This is a genomic window from Oceanimonas sp. GK1, assembly GCF_000243075.1.
In the GTDB taxonomy this organism is placed as follows: domain Bacteria; phylum Pseudomonadota; class Gammaproteobacteria; order Enterobacterales; family Aeromonadaceae; genus Oceanimonas.
In genome coordinates this window covers 2,655,136-2,669,927 of the sequence record NC_016745.1, presented here as the reverse complement: position 1 = coordinate 2,669,927, position 14,792 = coordinate 2,655,136, and the positions used below count along the sequence as shown (strand labels likewise).

At 61.8% G+C, this 14,792-nt stretch carries 13 protein-coding genes; 9 read left to right on the top strand and 4 right to left on the bottom strand.

What is annotated here, in order from left to right:
- The first annotated feature begins 43 nt into the window (after positions 1 to 43).
- The 7 genes from GU3_RS12580 (at position 44) to nhaA (ending at position 9,268) form a co-directional block, all read left to right on the top strand.
- Positions 44 to 820, top strand: coding sequence for an NRDE family protein (locus GU3_RS12580; RefSeq protein ID WP_014292915.1), 777 nt, complete (start codon positions 44 to 46; stop codon positions 818 to 820).
- Positions 813 to 1,832, top strand: a complete 1,020-nt coding sequence (locus GU3_RS12575) for an FUSC family protein (protein ID WP_014292914.1) — start codon at positions 813 to 815, stop codon at positions 1,830 to 1,832. The genes GU3_RS12580 and GU3_RS12575 overlap by 8 nt, the downstream gene beginning before the upstream one ends.
- A gap of 249 nt (positions 1,833 to 2,081) precedes the next feature.
- On the top strand, positions 2,082 to 3,821 hold the full coding sequence (locus GU3_RS12570) for a hydantoinase B/oxoprolinase family protein (protein ID WP_014292913.1): 1,740 nt from the start codon (positions 2,082 to 2,084) through the stop codon (positions 3,819 to 3,821).
- Between the two features lie 27 nt (positions 3,822 to 3,848).
- Positions 3,849 to 5,930 carry a hydantoinase/oxoprolinase family protein gene (locus GU3_RS12565; RefSeq protein WP_014292912.1) on the top strand — a complete coding sequence of 694 codons (2,082 nt, stop codon included), beginning with the start codon at positions 3,849 to 3,851 and terminating at the stop codon, positions 5,928 to 5,930.
- Positions 5,931 to 6,040: 110 nt separating this feature from the next.
- Positions 6,041 to 6,982, top strand: a complete 942-nt coding sequence (locus GU3_RS12560) for a helix-turn-helix domain-containing protein (protein ID WP_014292911.1) — start codon at positions 6,041 to 6,043, stop codon at positions 6,980 to 6,982.
- Between the two features lie 266 nt (positions 6,983 to 7,248).
- Positions 7,249 to 7,905 carry a hemolysin III family protein gene (locus GU3_RS12555; protein ID WP_014292910.1) on the top strand — a complete coding sequence of 219 codons (657 nt, stop codon included), beginning with the start codon at positions 7,249 to 7,251 and terminating at the stop codon, positions 7,903 to 7,905.
- A gap of 31 nt (positions 7,906 to 7,936) precedes the next feature.
- Entirely contained in the window at positions 7,937 to 9,268 is a 1,332-nt protein-coding gene (gene nhaA / locus GU3_RS12550; protein ID WP_202798260.1) for a Na+/H+ antiporter NhaA, read from the top strand.
- A 62-nt stretch (positions 9,269 to 9,330) separates the two neighbouring features.
- Here nhaA and GU3_RS12545 read toward each other — a convergent pair whose 3' ends face one another.
- Positions 9,331 to 10,296 (bottom strand): LysR family transcriptional regulator, encoded by a 966-nt coding sequence (locus tag GU3_RS12545; protein WP_014292908.1) that lies wholly within the window; start codon positions 10,294 to 10,296, stop codon positions 9,331 to 9,333.
- Positions 10,297 to 10,494: 198 nt separating this feature from the next.
- On the opposite strand from GU3_RS12545, the gene GU3_RS12540 reads away from it, so the two are divergent.
- The gene (locus GU3_RS12540; RefSeq protein WP_014292907.1) at positions 10,495 to 11,427 is read left to right on the top strand and encodes a sodium-dependent bicarbonate transport family permease; all 933 of its coding nucleotides are present in this window, start codon (positions 10,495 to 10,497) and stop codon (positions 11,425 to 11,427) included.
- 48 nt (positions 11,428 to 11,475) lie between these two features.
- Here the strand turns inward: GU3_RS12540 and GU3_RS12535 are convergent, their stop codons facing one another.
- On the bottom strand, positions 11,476 to 12,117 hold the full coding sequence (locus GU3_RS12535) for a glutathione S-transferase family protein (protein ID WP_014292906.1): 642 nt from the start codon (positions 12,115 to 12,117) through the stop codon (positions 11,476 to 11,478).
- A 113-nt stretch (positions 12,118 to 12,230) separates the two neighbouring features.
- Here GU3_RS12535 and GU3_RS12530 point away from each other — a divergent pair, with 113 nt between their 5' ends.
- Positions 12,231 to 12,818, top strand: a complete 588-nt coding sequence (locus tag GU3_RS12530) for a TetR/AcrR family transcriptional regulator (RefSeq protein WP_014292905.1) — start codon at positions 12,231 to 12,233, stop codon at positions 12,816 to 12,818.
- 101 nt (positions 12,819 to 12,919) lie between these two features.
- On the opposite strand, the gene GU3_RS17375 is transcribed toward GU3_RS12530, so the two are convergent.
- Entirely contained in the window at positions 12,920 to 13,051 is a 132-nt protein-coding gene (locus tag GU3_RS17375) for a putative transporter small subunit (protein WP_237711145.1), read from the bottom strand.
- Between the two features lies 1 nt (position 13,052).
- On the bottom strand, positions 13,053 to 14,741 hold the full coding sequence (locus GU3_RS12525) for a sodium:solute symporter family protein (protein ID WP_014292904.1): 1,689 nt from the start codon (positions 14,739 to 14,741) through the stop codon (positions 13,053 to 13,055).
- Positions 14,742 to 14,792 lie beyond the last annotated feature (51 nt).

Genomic DNA, 14,792 nt, shown 5'->3' with positions numbered 1-14,792 from the left:
CGGAGTAAAGTGTGAGTCATGAGCCTGAGTGAGGAATGCGCTTTTGTGTTTGATTGCCCTTGACTGGCAGCCCGCCGCCGGGCGCCTGCGGGTGCTCGCCAACCGGGATGAATATTATGCCCGCCCCACGGCCCCTGCCGATTGGTGGCCGGAATACCCCCACATCTGGGCCGGACGGGATCTGCAGGCCGGTGGCACCTGGCTGGGAATTACCCAAAATGGGCGCTTTGCGGCCCTGACCAATGTGCGTCAGGGCGCGCCGCAAACCGGACGGCGCAGCCGGGGCGAGCTGGTGACCGGCTTTCTTGCCGGTCGTCAGTCTCCCGGTGACTATCTGCAGCAGGTGCTGGCCGAGGGGCAAGCCTATGCCGGCTTCAACCTGCTGGTAGGGGATTTGCCGGCGGGCGAGCTGCATTATGGCGGCAATCGCTCAGAAGCAGGGCCTCATCCCCTCAGTGCCGGCCTGCACGGGCTCTCCAATGCCGGGCTCAATACCCCCTGGCCCAAGACCGAGCGCCTCAAGTGCGGCCTGGCCCGGCTTGACGGCCCGGACGACGGCGCCGCCCTGGCATTGCTGAGTGACAGCACCATGGCCCCTGATCATCTTCTGCCCGATACCGGCGTGCCCCTTGAGCTGGAGCGCCGGCTGTCATCCGTATTCATCACCGGTGATGAATACGGCACCCGGGCCCAGACGGTGCTGCATGTGGACAATGACCGGGTGCGGGTACGGGAGCAGGGCCGGGGGCCCCACGGTCGTCTTCTGTACCACCGCCAGGCCGCATGGCGGCTGGCAACGGCAAGGGTGATCAATGGCTGATAATGGTTTGTTGACGGGCATGTTGCGGCTGGCTCCCAGCCCCAGGCCCTGGCATTTTCCCCTGCTGGCGGGGCTGGGCAGTGGCGTGCCCCTGCTGCTGGGCGCGGCCTTGGGGCAGGTGGAGCAGGGGCTGCTGGGGGCCCTCGGCGGCATGGTGCTGCTTTACATGCCGCTGGCATCCATGGCCGACCGGATGGTGACGCTGGCAGTGTGTGCCTTTGGTTTTGCCCTCTGTTTTACCCTGGCGGCCCTGACCGGCGGTCACCTCTGGGGCAGTGCCGCCATGCTGGCGCTGATCACCATGCTGGTCAATCTGATCTGCCGTTATTACGCGGTGCTGCCGCCGGGGCGTTTTTTCTTCGTGATGATTGCCGCCATGGCCAGCACGGTGCCCTTTGAGCTGAGCGAGATCCCCGCCCAGACCGGCCTGCTGATGATGGGCGCCATGAGCGCCTGTCTGCTGGCCTTTGGTTACAGCCTGCTGGTGCCGGTAAAACACAGCGAGCTGACCCGGCCGGCCCAGCCGGACCGGGCATTGTCGGCGTTGTGGCTGGAGTCGGCGCTGATTGGTGCCGTGGTAGGGGGCTCACTGCTGCTGGCGCTGGCCCTCGGTCTGCATAATCCCTACTGGGTGCCCATTTCCTGCGCCGCCATCATGCAGGGCAACAGCGTATCCGTGTTGTTGCAACGCAAGCTGCACCGCATTCTGGGGACCGCCGTGGGCCTGATGCTGGCCTGGTTGCTGTTCAGTCTGGAGCCCGGCCCCTGGTGGCTGGCTCTCTTGGTGATTGTGCTGACCTTTATCATTGAAACCTTGGTGGTGCGCAATTATGGCCTGGCGGTGATCTTCATTACTCCCTTGACCGTGCTGTTTGCCAGCATGATGCAGGGCGGTGCGCTGAGCCCCGATGAGCTGGTGCTGACCCGCATGCTCGACATTGCCCTCGGCAGCCTGTGCGGCTTTGTGGGCGGCAGTTTGCTGCAATGGCTGCCGAGCCCTCGGCGAGCCTGATTCGCCGGCCCCAGGCCTACCCGCCTGCACGTGGTCCCAAGTGCCCATCATCAGAACCTTCCGTGAGTCGCTGAAATAACACTGTCAGCCATCTGTTGCCGCCTCAGCAGCGGGTGCGCCCAGGGTCAAAAGCCGGTGCGCCCAGCATCAATTCGGGCGGTGATTGTCACTTTTATACTGGCGCTGTAAACGAGTTGTAACCGCTTGTTAACGACCCTGTTCAGCCAGTCATAAAACGGAAGGTAGACGATGGCCACACATGTAGACCCAATCACCCTGGCGGTGGTGCGCGGAGCGCTCGAAACCACCCAGCGGGAAATGACCCTCACCCTGGAAAAGACCGGCCGCTCCAGCGTGTTCAACCTGGCCCACGATTACAGCAACGCCCTGTTCGACCATTTCCCCGAGATGATCCTCCAGGGCCAGGATATTCCCATCCACCTGGGCTCGCTGATCCCGGCCATGAAGGCGGTGGCCGAGCACTTTGGCGACGACATCCACGAAGGGGACGTCATCTATCATAACGACCCGGCCTACAAGGGCAGCCACATCCTCGACTGCTGCATGTACAAGCCGGTGTTCTACCGGGGCGAGCTGGTATTCTGGACGGTATGCAAGGGCCACCTCACCGACATCGGCGGCCCGGTGCCCGCGGGCTACAACCCGGATGCCAAGGAAATTTACGCCGAGGGCCTGCGTATTCCGCCGGTGAAGCTGTGGGAGAAGGGCAAGCGCCGGGACGACGTGATCAACCTGCTGCTCACCAACATGCGTGCCCGCCGGGATCAGGAAGGGGACATCAACGCCCAGTTCGGCGCCTGCCGGGTGGGAGAGCGCAACCTGCTGGCGCTGCTCGACAAGTACGGCGTGAAAACGGTGCAGGCCTGCATTGCCGAGCTGAAAGACATGGCCGACCGCCAGATGCGCGCCCTGATCCGCGCGGTGCCGGACGGCGTGTACCAGGGCTGCGCCGTGCTGGAAGACGCCGGCCACGGCTTTGGCGAAATGGCGATCACCAGCACCATCACGGTGAGCGGCGACCGGCTGCACATCGAGGTGCAGAGTCCGCCCCAGATCCCCTATTTCATCAACTCCTACGAGGGCAACTCGCTCTCCGGCGTCTACCTGGGGCTGATGATGTTCGCCCAGCTGCCGCCGCCCTACAACGAGGGCCTGTACCGCTGCGTGACCGTGGATCTGGGACCCAAAGGAACCCTGTGCAACGCGGTGGAGCCGGCGCCCCACGTGAACTGCACCACCACCCCGATGGAAACCCTGACCGACGCGGTGCGCATGGCCCTGGAGCAGGCCGCGCCCGAGCGGGTGACCGCCTCCTGGGGCCACGCCAGCGGCATCAACATCGCCGGCATCGACCCGCGCAGCGGCGAGCAGTACGTGACCATGGTGCTGGCTTCCATCATCTCCGGCGCCGGCGCCACCCAGGTGATGGACGGCTGGCACGCGGTGGGGCCCCTGTGTTGCTTCGGTGCGCTCAGCTCCGGCGACATCGAACTGCTGGAGTACTCCTACCCCATCATCATCCACCGCTATGGCCTGGTGCCCGACAGCGGCGGTGCCGGCAAGTACCGGGGCGGCTCGGGCACTGCCTGGGAAGTGGAGCCCAGGGAGCACGAAATGCAGGTGATCGCCTTTGGTGAAGGCCGGCAAATTCCCACCATGGGCGCGGCGGGCGCCGAGAACCGGTTGCTGGAGCCCAAGCTCGGCAAGCTGGTGGTGACCCGGCCCGACGGCGAGCAGGTGCATAAACACAACACCATGCTCACCATCAAGCCCGGCGAGCGGATCACCAACATCAACCCCGGCGGCGGCGGTTATGGCCCGGCCTTTGAGCGGGATCCCAGGGCGGTGCTGGAAGACGTGCGCAACGGCCTGGTGTCGCGGGAGGCGGCCGAGCTGGAATACGGCGTGGCACTCAACCCCGATTGCCTGAGCGTGAACTGGGCTCACACCGAGCGCCTGCGTGGCTGAACTCATTAACTGGTAAGGAAACTGATTATGCGTAGCAAATATCGTCTGGGCGTGGACGCCGGCGGCACTTTCACCGATTTCGTACTGGCCGAGAACGACGGCAGCATCCGGGTGTTCAAGAGCCCGTCCACTCCCGAGGACGGCACCATTGCCATCCGCCACGGCCTGGGCCAGATTGCCGAGGCGCTGAACAAGCCGGTGAGCCAGATAGTGCAGGAGTGCGATCTGTGCATCAATGGCACTACTGTGGCGCTCAACGCCCTGATCGAGAAAAAGGGCGTCAAGGTGGGCCTGCTGTGCAGCCACGGCCACGAAGACAGCATCGAGATCCGCCTGGGCCACAAGGAGGAGGGCTACCGCTACGAGGCCGACTTTCCCCCAGCCCACATGATAGTGCCGCGCCACCTGCGCCGGGGCATAGGCGGCCGCTTCCTGGCCGACGGCACCGAGCACAGCCCCCTCAATGAGCAGCAGATCCGCGAAGCGGTAGCCTATTTCAAGGAGCAGGAAGTGGAGAGCGTGGCCATTTCCTTTGTGTGGTCGGTGCGCAACCCGGCCCACGAGCGCCGCGCCAGGGAGCTGGTGCAGCAATTGCTGCCCGGGGTGTTTGTCTGCACCGGTAGCGAGGTGTACCCGCAGATCCGCGAATACACCCGCACCTCCACCACCATCGTCAACGCCTATCTGAGCCCGGTGATGCGTCGCTATGTGGAGCGCATCGACGACTACTTCAGGGGCCTGGGCGCCCGTTATCCGGTGCGTTACTTCCAGTCCAACGGCGGCCTGGCCATCGGCGAGGCCATGCAGGGGCGGGCGGTCAACGCCATCAACTCGGGGCCGGCCTCGGCGCCCCAGGCGGGGCTTTATGTGGCGCAGCCCTTCGGCATTGAAAACGTGATCACCGTGGACATGGGCGGCACCTCGTTCGACATCACCCTGACCAAGGACAGCCACACCAACCTGAGCAAGGACATCGACTTTCTGCGCTACCGCATCGGCGTGCCCATGATCCAGGTGGAAACCCTGGGCGCCGGCGGCGGCTCCATCTGCCAGGTGGACGAATACGGCATGCTGCAGGTGGGCCCGGAGAGCGCCGGTGCCACGCCCGGGCCGGTGTGCTACGGCAAGGGCGGCACCCGCCCCACCGTGACCGACGCCAACCTGGTGCTGGGCTACCTGAACCCGGACGCCGTGCTGGGCGGTACCATTCGGCTGAACCGGGACGCGGCCTGGCAGGCGGTGAAAAAGCACGTGGCCGAGCCGCTCGGCATCAGCGTGGAAAAGGCGGCCTACGGCATCAGCACCATCGTCAACCTCAACATGGTCAACGGCATCCGCCGGGTGTCCATCGAGCGGGGCTATGATCCGCGCGACTTCGCCCTGGTGTGCGCCGGGGGTGCTGCGGGCATGCACATTACCGCCCTGGCCGAGGAAATCGGCAGCCGCACCGTGCTGGTGCCCAAGGTGGCCTCGGTGTTCTGCGCCTTCGGCCAGATCATCTCGGACGTGCGCTACAACTACCTGGCCTCGGAGCCCATGCCCATCCACCGGGAGGCGGACCTGTCTACCCTCAACGCCCGCTTCCACGAGCTGGAGCGCCAGGGCACCGAGCACCTGCTGGCCGACGGCTTCCAGTTGGGCGACATCGGTCTGGGCCGCAGCGTGGAAATGCGCTACCAGGGGCAGATCCACGAATGCCCGGTGGAGATCCCCGGCGGCGAGATCACCCCGGAGACGGTGGACGCCATGCTGGCCGCCTTCCACCGCCGCCACGAGGAGCTGTATACCTACAGCGAGCCCGGCAACCCGGTGGAGCTGGTGAACATCGAGTCCACCCTCACCGGCCGGGTGAGCAAGCCGCCGGTGCAGCATCGCACCCCCGTGGGCAAGACCCTGGCCGACGCCCTGACCGGCCACAGGCCCATGCTGTTCGACGCCGACGGCCACTGGGTGGAAACCGGTGTGTACAGCGGCGAGCGGCTGGACGTGGGGCTGGAAATCGTGGGCCCGGCGGTGGTGGAAGAGCCCACCACCAACATAGTGGTGCGCCCGGGCTGGTGCCTGGTGCTGGAGCCCAACAACTGCTACCGGCTGACCCGGCTGAAGTAAGGCCACAACTTAATCACTCGTCCCTTGTGATTGCCGCCGGCGCCGGTTTACCATGGCCCGGCGGTTTTTTTGATCGGATCAGACGCAATGGATTTGCGAAGGAAGCGAATATGCATTCATGCCATCTGACCAGTTTGCTGCCGGCGCAGGAGCGGCAGGATTACTGGCGCGGGGTGATCGGAAGCACCTATTTCGACCTGGCCCTGCACTTTAGTGAACAGCAGCGCTTTTACGGCCAGCTGTGGCGCTGGGACGTGGCGCCCTTCGGCATCTCCTTTCTCAGCACCTCGGCCACCCGCTACCACCGCCTCAAACAGCACATCAACCGGCACGAAGACCACCACTTCCTGATCACCCTTCCCGAGCGCCACGAGGTGCACTTCAGCCAGGAGCGGCGCAGCGTGCGCTGCCGGCCCGGGGGCTTTATCCTGGAGCGCAGCGACAAGCCCTACGAGTTTGAATACGGCCAGGACAACAGCCTGTGGGTGGTGCGGGTGCCCGGCTCGCTGCTGCGCGCCCGGCTGCGACTGCCCGAGCGTTATCTGTTCAGCGAGTTCGACCGCAGCCAGGGGCTGGGGGCGGTGTTTTTCGACTACTTTCGCAGCATCACCAATCAGGTGGCCTACCTGGACGACCGCCAGGCGGCGGCGCTGATGCGCCAGCTGATTGAGCTGTTCGCCCTGGCGGTGGAAGGGGACCCGCGCGCCATTTCCAGCGAAGACAGCGGCCTGCGCCAGGTGCACCTGCAGCGGGTAGAGCAGTACATTCGCGATCATATTCGCGAACCCGGCCTCAACCCCGAGCAGGTGGCCGGGGCCTGCGGCATTTCCACCCGCTATTTGCACAAGCTGTTCCAGGGCCAGGAATTCAGCGTCGGCCAGTGGATCCGCGAACTGCGCCTGCAGGGCGCCGAGGCCGACATCCGCGCCGCCGGCCCCGGCCGTACCCTGGCCGATATCGCCTACAAATGGGGCTTCAACGACCAGGCCCACTTCTGCCGCTGCTTCAAGACCCGGTTCGGCATGACCCCGAAGGCCGCCCGCCGAGGGTAACGCCGAGCTGATTAGTCCCAGCAAGGGGGGGCAGATCGATGTGAATATCACGCTTTTCCATTGCCCTGGCCAAGTGCTTGAGTTGTCGCTTACCGGCCTGCCAGGCTATCTGATATGTACACGTACTTTACGTCATTGGTGCTGGCGGAATGCATTACTAATGCGCAAGCCCAGTTCCGGCGCTATGCTAAACAAAGTAGGCGCGCTTTTTCAGGTATCCCACATCGGCCGCCACTGGCATTCCGCCAGCCGCATAGGCAACTCACATGTTCTTATCAGATCCCAATCCATCGCGTGAGCAGTTACCGGTTGAGGAGCTGGCAAACAGCATCAGTCATGGCCTGGCGCTGGTCGCCATGATGTTCGGCACACCCTGGCTTATTGTTAATTCGGTGCGTTACGGCACCGCAGCAGATGTGGTTGGCGCCAGTGTCTTTGCCGCCACGGCCATGCTGCTTTATTTCTCATCGGCGCTTTATCACGTGCTGAAGCCCGGCAAAGTCAAGCGAGTGTGCCGGCGCATTGAGCATGCCGCGATTTTTCTGCTGATCGCTGGTACCTACACTCCCTTTACCCTGGGCGTGCTGCGGGGGGCCTGGGGCTGGTCCCTGTTTGGGTTGATCTGGGGGATGGCGGCTGCCGGCATTGTGCTGAATATAATGCCGAAGCGCCCTCATTCGGTGGTGGCTACTGGCCTTTATCTGGTGATGGGCTGGTTGATTGTGCTGGCTGCCAAACCACTGTGGTCCGTCTTGCCCACGTCGGGCCTGTTGTGGCTTGCGGGCGGCGGTCTGTTCTACACCCTGGGCGTGGTGTTTTTTGCCACCGATGCCAGGCTGCGCTTCGGCCATTTCATCTGGCACCTCTTTGTGATGGGCGGCACCCTGTGCCATTACTTTGCGGTGCTCTGGTATGCAAGCTGAGTGCACCATGCCTCCTATACCGGGATATTCCATGATGAACACGGATCCGACAGCATCCACCAATACCACCCGATTGCCAAGAGCACTGGTTGAGCGGCTGACCAATCCTTTTGCTCGTTTTGTACAGATTGAAACCGCCGCCGGGGCCATGCTGCTGCTGTTTACTTTTTTCGCGTTGTTGATGTCCAACTCACCCTGGGCGGCTTCTTTTGAGCATTTCTGGGAGCTGCCGGTCGGTTTGAGTGTCGGACCGCAGGCGTTTGTTCGCTCTCTGCGTGAGTGGATTAACGATGGCCTGATGACGCTGTTCTTTTTTCTGGTTGCGCTGGAGTTAAAGCGGGAGTGGGTGCTGGGAGAATTGAGCCGGCCACGGGTAGCGGCCTTGTCCATCGCCGCCGCGCTAGGGGGGATGCTGGTTCCGGCTGCCATATACCTGCTGTTGCAATATGCTCAGCCCGGTCAGCTAGGCTGGGGCACAGTGATGGCGACCGATACGGCGTTTGTGATCGGTTGTCTGGCCCTGCTGGGATCGCGTATTCCGCAAAGCCTGCGCATGTTCCTGCTGTCGTTGGCGATAGTCGACGATATTGGCGCCATTCTGGTGGTGGCCATCGGCTACAGCAGTGACATCCTTTGGCCTTATCTGGCGGCGGCCGGGCTTGGCCTGGTGTTTGTCGGACTGATGTCGAGGCTCGGTATACGCGGTTTCCCACTTTATGTTCTGATGGGTGGGCTGATCTGGCTCATGATCGATGCTTCCGGCGTACACGCCACCATCACCGGGGTTATCCTCGGCCTGATGACGCCCGCGCGCCGGTGGGTCAGTGATACGCGTTTGTACGCGATTCTGAGTCAGGTGGTGGCGCACCCCTCTGGCAGCGAAGGCAGCGGCGGACATACCAAGGGCAGGGAGACCCTGAAAATGGCAGAAATGGCGGCCCGAGAGACCCTGTCGCCGGTAGAACGGCTGGAAATGGCACTGCATCCTTGGGTAGGGTTCGTCATTATGCCCCTGTTTGCCCTTGCCAATGCCGGGTTGACGCTGTCTTTCAACCAGCTGGGAGGCCCGGTCACGTTGGCAGTGTTTATGGGGTTTGTGCTCGGCAAGCCGGTGGGTATTTTGCTGTTCAGCTGGCTGGCGTTGCGGCTGCATATTGCAGTTTTGCCACCCGGACTCAGCTGGCCTTTGCTGGCCGGTGGTGGCCTGCTCGCCGGCATTGGCTTTACCATGGCATTGTTCATCGCCGACATGGCGTTCGATCAGAGCCTGATCGATGGCGCCAAGCTGGGGATTTTTCTTGCCTCTGTGTGTTCGGCACTGGCGGGGCTGGTGGTATTGCGCTGGTGGCCAGCCCGGAGTTAAGTTTTTACCTGAAATTCACATGACTGCGGTTTGCGACAGCCAAGTGAGGCCGGCCGTCATGTTCAGGGCGATGGGGTCGGAGTGCCATCGCCGATATGCCCCAGCAGGGCGGCCAGATCGTTGTGAATGTAGCGCTCATCCACGCAGCGGGCGAGGTGGTCGTTGACAAAGTGCACGAAGTTGGCGGCCGGGTAGGGCAATCGGCGGTCGCCGTGGCACACCAGATACCAGTAACTGCCCAGCGGGAATTCGGCCAGGGCCGGGCGGCCCAGACGCTGCTGACCTTCCGCCAGAGTGTGCTCCGAGAGCACCGCCAGCCCCAGTCCCTGCTCCACGCTCATGCGAATAACCTCGTTGCTTTCTATCTGCATCACCCGCTTCAGCTGCAGGTTGCGGCTGCGCAGCCATTCCTCAAATACCAGCCGGGTGGCGCTGCCCGGCTCCCGTAACAGAAAGCGTTCGTTGAGCAGGTCGGCAAAACTGACCGGCGGTTGTTTGAGCGCCCAGTGATCCGGGGGCGTGATCAGCACCAGGGGATTGTGAATAAAGCGGCCACTCAGGGTGTGCTCGCCGCTTGGCGGATGGCTGAACAGATAGACATCGTCCTGCTGGTGGCGGTGACGTTCCAGAATATAGCCCCGGTTGCCGACGCTGATGGACACTTCCACCCCGGGGTATTGCCGGTTAAAGGGGCCCAGCAGCCGGGGCAGTATGTATTTGGCGGTGGTCACCACCCCGATGCTGAAGCTGCCCCGGGTGCCCTGACGGGCGTCCTGCAAAAAACCGCCGAAGTCGTCAAGGCGGGACAGGGCGTCGAGGGCGGCGTGATAGAGCTCGGTACCGATAAAGGTGGGTTTCATCTGGTTATCGAGCAGCGGCTCGCCCACGGCCTCGGCCAGGCGCTTGAGCTGCTGGGATACCGTGGGCTGGGTCAGATGCAGCTGGGCCGCGGCCTTGGATACCGAGCCCAGCCGGACCACGGCCACGTACACCTGCAACAGGCGAAAGGTCAGATGACGCACGTTCATGGATGATTATCTATATCTGTCTTAATTAACATTTATTGGTAACTATAACGCCCTCGACGCACAATGTCGCCACTGGTCAAAGACGGCTTCGGCCGGAACAGATTCCGTACACCGCCCGGTTGCTTTCCTGCCGGCAGGCCTTGCGCCCTGCCGCGGGTTCGGCTGGGCGTAAGGTCAACGAAACAAAGAGGAATAATCATGCCGGATATCGTGGTGGCGTTTTTTGCGCTGGGGGTAGTGGCGGGGCTGGCCCGCTCGGATCTGCAGGTGCCCAAGGCGGCTTATGACACCCTTGGTATTCTGCTGATGCTCACCATCGGCTTTAAAGGGGGCCTAGCTTTGCATGGCAACCTGCACTGGCAGCTGGTGCCGGAGCTGCTGGCGGTGGCCTCACTGGGGGTATTGATCCCGCTGCTGTGCTACCCCCTGGCGCGCCGGCTGCTGCGCCTGGATCAGGCCAACAGCGCCAGCCTGGCCGCCCACTACGGCTCGGTGAGTGCCGGCACCTTTGCGGTGGCGCTGGCCTATGCCCAGACCCTGCAGCTGGAAATTGCGCCGGAAACTACCCTCTACCTGGTGCTGCTGGAGCTGCCGGCCATCATAGTGGCCATTTCCCTTTATAAACGCCTGTCGGGCCAGCGCGGTGCCACCAGCCATGGCAGCGTGTGGCACGAGGCACTGACCAGCCGGGGCGTGATACTGCTGACCGGTGGCGTGCTCATCGGTTATTTCTACGGCCCCGAGCGGGCGGCGCCGGTGAGCGAGCTGTTTATTCATGCCTTCAAGGCGTTGCTGGCGCTGTTTTTGCTGGAAATGGGCCTGTGTGCGGCCAAGGCACTGACTCCGGTGCCCTGGAAGCGCTGGCCGGTGATGCTGTTTGCCCTGGTGGCCCCGCTGGCATTGGCGAGCCTCGGCGCGCTGGCTGCCACGGCGCTCAGCCTGCCGGCGGGCAGTGCGCTTATTCTGGTGGCGCTGGTGGCCAGTGCATCCTACATCGCCGCGCCGGCGGCCATCGGCGCTTCTATTGAAAAGGCCGATATTGGCCTGGCGATGCTGGCCTCGCTGGCGGTGACTTTTCCCTTTAACGTGCTGGTGGGTATTCCCCTCTACGCCCGCTGGCTGGCGGCTTGAGCCATGCACCCTGCGTAACGTACGTAGGGGCGTTTTAACCAGAGTGGCTTAGCTGATGTTTAGCACTTTTAAACCAGAAGGCCGGGCCCGCATTTCATTTAAGTAACCTTGCAAGCGTCCCGTTCCGACAAGCTCTTTTCCAATGGGAAGTCGCTCCACATAGTCCAGAATGGGTGTCAGCAGGGCATCCGCGATGGTGTAGTTTTGGCCACAAATAAAAGGGTGTTCATCGAGCAGGGTAGTGAGCCTTCGCAGGGCTGAACGTGCCGCCGGCAGTGTTTGCTCTACCCGCTCTTCTCTTACTTGGCCCTCAGGACCCTTGGGAAAGGCGAATTCCAGCACCAAGTCCCTGATAAGTGCCTGGTCAATGTAAATGGAGATTTCGGCGCAGCGTTCATCTACCTGTGCCCGTTCCAGAATACCGTTGGGTTGCAGGGCCGGTCCTTCAAAGCAGGCATCGAGATAACGACAGATAGTGCTGGTCTCAAACAGAACCTTGTCATTGTGCAGCAGCGCTGGGACCTTGCCATAGGGGTGCATAGCCAGGTGTTCGGGACTTTTGAACCTAATGTTCTGGCACTTGGGGGACATGCCATGGCGGTAGGCAATGCCTTTTTCTTCGCAACACAGCATGACCGAGCGAACAAAGCTGCTGAAGGCAGGGCCGAAAATATAGACATCCTGTTTCATAACACTCTCCTTCGTTTACAAGTCGAGGCCAGTCTGTGCCTAGTGTGAAATATGTTAAAGAACATATTTCGAAAGCATGGCAGAGTGTTGTCTGTTAGCCAGAGGAGAGCATCATGTCTTGGCCCAGCAAACATCGTGCTGAAACACGTGACCGTATTCTGTATAGCGCCGGCCGGCTTTTTACTGAAAAGGGATTTTCCGGTGCCAGTATTGATCAAGTGATGGAGCATGCGGGTCTCACCCGTGGTGCCTTTTATGCTCATTTCAACTCCAAACGGGAGCTCTATGCCGAGGCTTTAGTCTTCCGTGCTCGGCAGATGGGCGAAGAGCACCCTTCCGGTGTGGATGGTTTAATTCGTAGTTACCTGAGTTCAAAACACCTTAGTCAGGATCAGGGCGGATGCCCACTGGCATTTCTGGTGTCTGATATTGGTCAGCAGGACCCGCTGGTTCGAGAAAGTTACACACGTATTTTCAAGGGGTTGGCAACAAAAGTAGCCGGAAGTCCTCATCAGTCTCTGGACGCGTCGACGTTAAGAACCATGGTCATGATGGTGGGTGGGGTAGCGGTTGCGAAGGCCTTGAGTGATCCCGGTTTATCGCTGGCTGTGCTGGAGGCTTGTTGCGAGGGCGCGCTTGCTGAGCAGGATAAATCTGCTTTGCCGGCTGGTGAGACGGCGCCAGTAAATGAACAACAATGAAGTATACAGGCGAAGTCGTTTTCTTTACTTGGTCTACCTGTAGCTTGCCATAACCAAAGAAGCGGACCCCTTGAGGTCCGCTTTTTGCTGTCCGCTGTGGCTTACACCAGCTCGCGGTTTTCTTTTTTTGCAGCGACGATGTCTTTCCACACGCCGCGGCAAATCTTGATCAATACCCAGAGGGTGAGGGCGGGCCAGATCAGAATGTAGGCCCCCAGGGTCAGTTCGTTCATCTCAGGACTCCTTGGCAAGGTGGGTGGATTTGATGGCTGCGGTAGCCGCAGGCGCGTCAAAGCGGTCGTCGTAGTTGCCCACGCGCTGTTTGATCAGATCAAAGTCGAATTGCTGTTTTTCCATCAGGCTCATCACCACGCACACCAGGGTGCTGACGCCATAAGCCACCAGGGAAGACAGCAGCACTGTGTATTCCCGCAGGAAACCGGTGGCAAACACCATCAGCGCCAGACCGGCGACAATGCCGGCGGCAAAGCCGATGCGCTGGCCGAGAAAGCCGAACGCCATCAGGCCAATCACCACGCCGCCGCCAATACTGGCCAGCAGCTCAAACAGCAGGGCAACGGCACCGGTCATTTCCAGCAGCTCAAAGCGGGCCACGCAGAACAGCACCAGCGCCGCCAGCACCGAGGTGGTAAAGGCGCGGTTGGTCACCCGGCTCCAGAAGCAGCTGGCGATCACCGGAAATACAATGGCCCCCCACAGTGCGCCCACAAATACCAGCATCACCAGAATGTCGAGGGAGAAGCTGGCGAACACAATGCCCAGCATGGTGGCCACTATCATGGTCAGCCGGCCGATAAACAGCATGCGTTTGGGGTCGGCCTTGCCCCTGGCGATGTTCTTGCCGTACACGTCGGCCATCACGATAGCGGAGAGGGCCGACAGATCCGAGTCGGCGGTGGAGGACAGCGAGCCGATCACCAGAATAAAGAACAGGCCGATGAACACCGGCGGCAGGTAGCTGGACACCATCTGCGGGATCAGGTTGTTCATGTCACCGTTGAGGGGCTCAACGCCGTTGGTCAGGGCCATCAGGCCAATCATGCCCAGACCAATGACAATGGCGCCGTACCCAAGCGTGGCGGTCAGGAAGGTGGGCTTGATGTGCTTTTCGTTCACCGCAAAGAGGCGCTGGGAAATGGTCTGGTTACCGATGGCATAGGCCAGCACTGCCACAAAGTAGGGGGCGCCCTGGTGCAGAATGGCCTCGGTCGAGAACAGGTTGGCCTGCTCGGCGGTGAGCTGGTCAAAGCCGTTCATCACCTCGGCCGGCCCCCCCATGGCGAACAGCACGGCGGGAATGATCACCACCGCAATGGCCATCAGCGCAATCAGCTGGGCAAAGTCGGTGAGCACGGAAGCACGAAAACCCGACCACAGGGTGTAGCTGAGCACACCGACCCCGGCGATGATCACCCCGGTCTGAAACGACAGCGGCGACAGCACCGACACCAGGGCACCGGCGGCGGTGAAGTTCACCATCAGGCTGATGATGCTGCCCAGCAGGTTGGAAAACGCCAGAATGAGCTGGCTGGAGGAGCCGTGCCGGGCGTGAATGACTTCCCCCAGGGTGTGGGCGTTGGGGGCCAGGGCGCGAAACCGACGGCCAAAGGGATAGATGAACAGTATCATCAGGGCACCCCACAGGCCGTAGTGCAGCGGCCCCGACACGCCATAGGTATAGCCGGAGGTGGCGGCGGCGTAGAAGGAAGCAGCCCAGATCCAGGTGGCGGTCATGCTGGCCGCCCCCATGCCAAAACCGACGCTGTGGTTGGACACCATGAAGGCGTCGGTGTCTTCCTGCCCCTTCTTGATAAAGGTGGTGATGAGGTAAGTGCCGCCGTAAAAGGCGGCCAGCAGTAACAGCACGGTCGTGCTGGAAAATTGATAGAGTTCCAAGTTCATCTCCCTGTCTTGCGAAAAACACAGACACGCACCCGCAGTGGCGCCAACAGG

Coding starts and splice junctions, on each gene's coding strand:
- GU3_RS12575 (WP_014292914.1), top strand. CDS start 813: ATGGCTGATAATGGTTTGTTGACGGGCATGTTGCGGCTGGCTCCCAGC.
- GU3_RS12570 (WP_014292913.1), top strand. CDS start 2,082: ATGGCCACACATGTAGACCCAATCACCCTGGCGGTGGTGCGCGGAGCG.
- GU3_RS12565 (WP_014292912.1), top strand. CDS start 3,849: ATGCGTAGCAAATATCGTCTGGGCGTGGACGCCGGCGGCACTTTCACC.
- GU3_RS12560 (WP_014292911.1), top strand. CDS start 6,041: ATGCATTCATGCCATCTGACCAGTTTGCTGCCGGCGCAGGAGCGGCAG.
- GU3_RS12555 (WP_014292910.1), top strand. CDS start 7,249: ATGTTCTTATCAGATCCCAATCCATCGCGTGAGCAGTTACCGGTTGAG.
- nhaA (WP_202798260.1), top strand. CDS start 7,937: ATGATGAACACGGATCCGACAGCATCCACCAATACCACCCGATTGCCA.
- GU3_RS12545 (WP_014292908.1), bottom strand. CDS start 10,296: ATGAACGTGCGTCATCTGACCTTTCGCCTGTTGCAGGTGTACGTGGCC.
- GU3_RS12540 (WP_014292907.1), top strand. CDS start 10,495: ATGCCGGATATCGTGGTGGCGTTTTTTGCGCTGGGGGTAGTGGCGGGG.
- GU3_RS12535 (WP_014292906.1), bottom strand. CDS start 12,117: ATGAAACAGGATGTCTATATTTTCGGCCCTGCCTTCAGCAGCTTTGTT.
- GU3_RS12530 (WP_014292905.1), top strand. CDS start 12,231: ATGTCTTGGCCCAGCAAACATCGTGCTGAAACACGTGACCGTATTCTG.
- GU3_RS17375 (WP_237711145.1), bottom strand. CDS start 13,051: ATGAACGAACTGACCCTGGGGGCCTACATTCTGATCTGGCCCGCCCTC.
- GU3_RS12525 (WP_014292904.1), bottom strand. CDS start 14,741: ATGAACTTGGAACTCTATCAATTTTCCAGCACGACCGTGCTGTTACTG.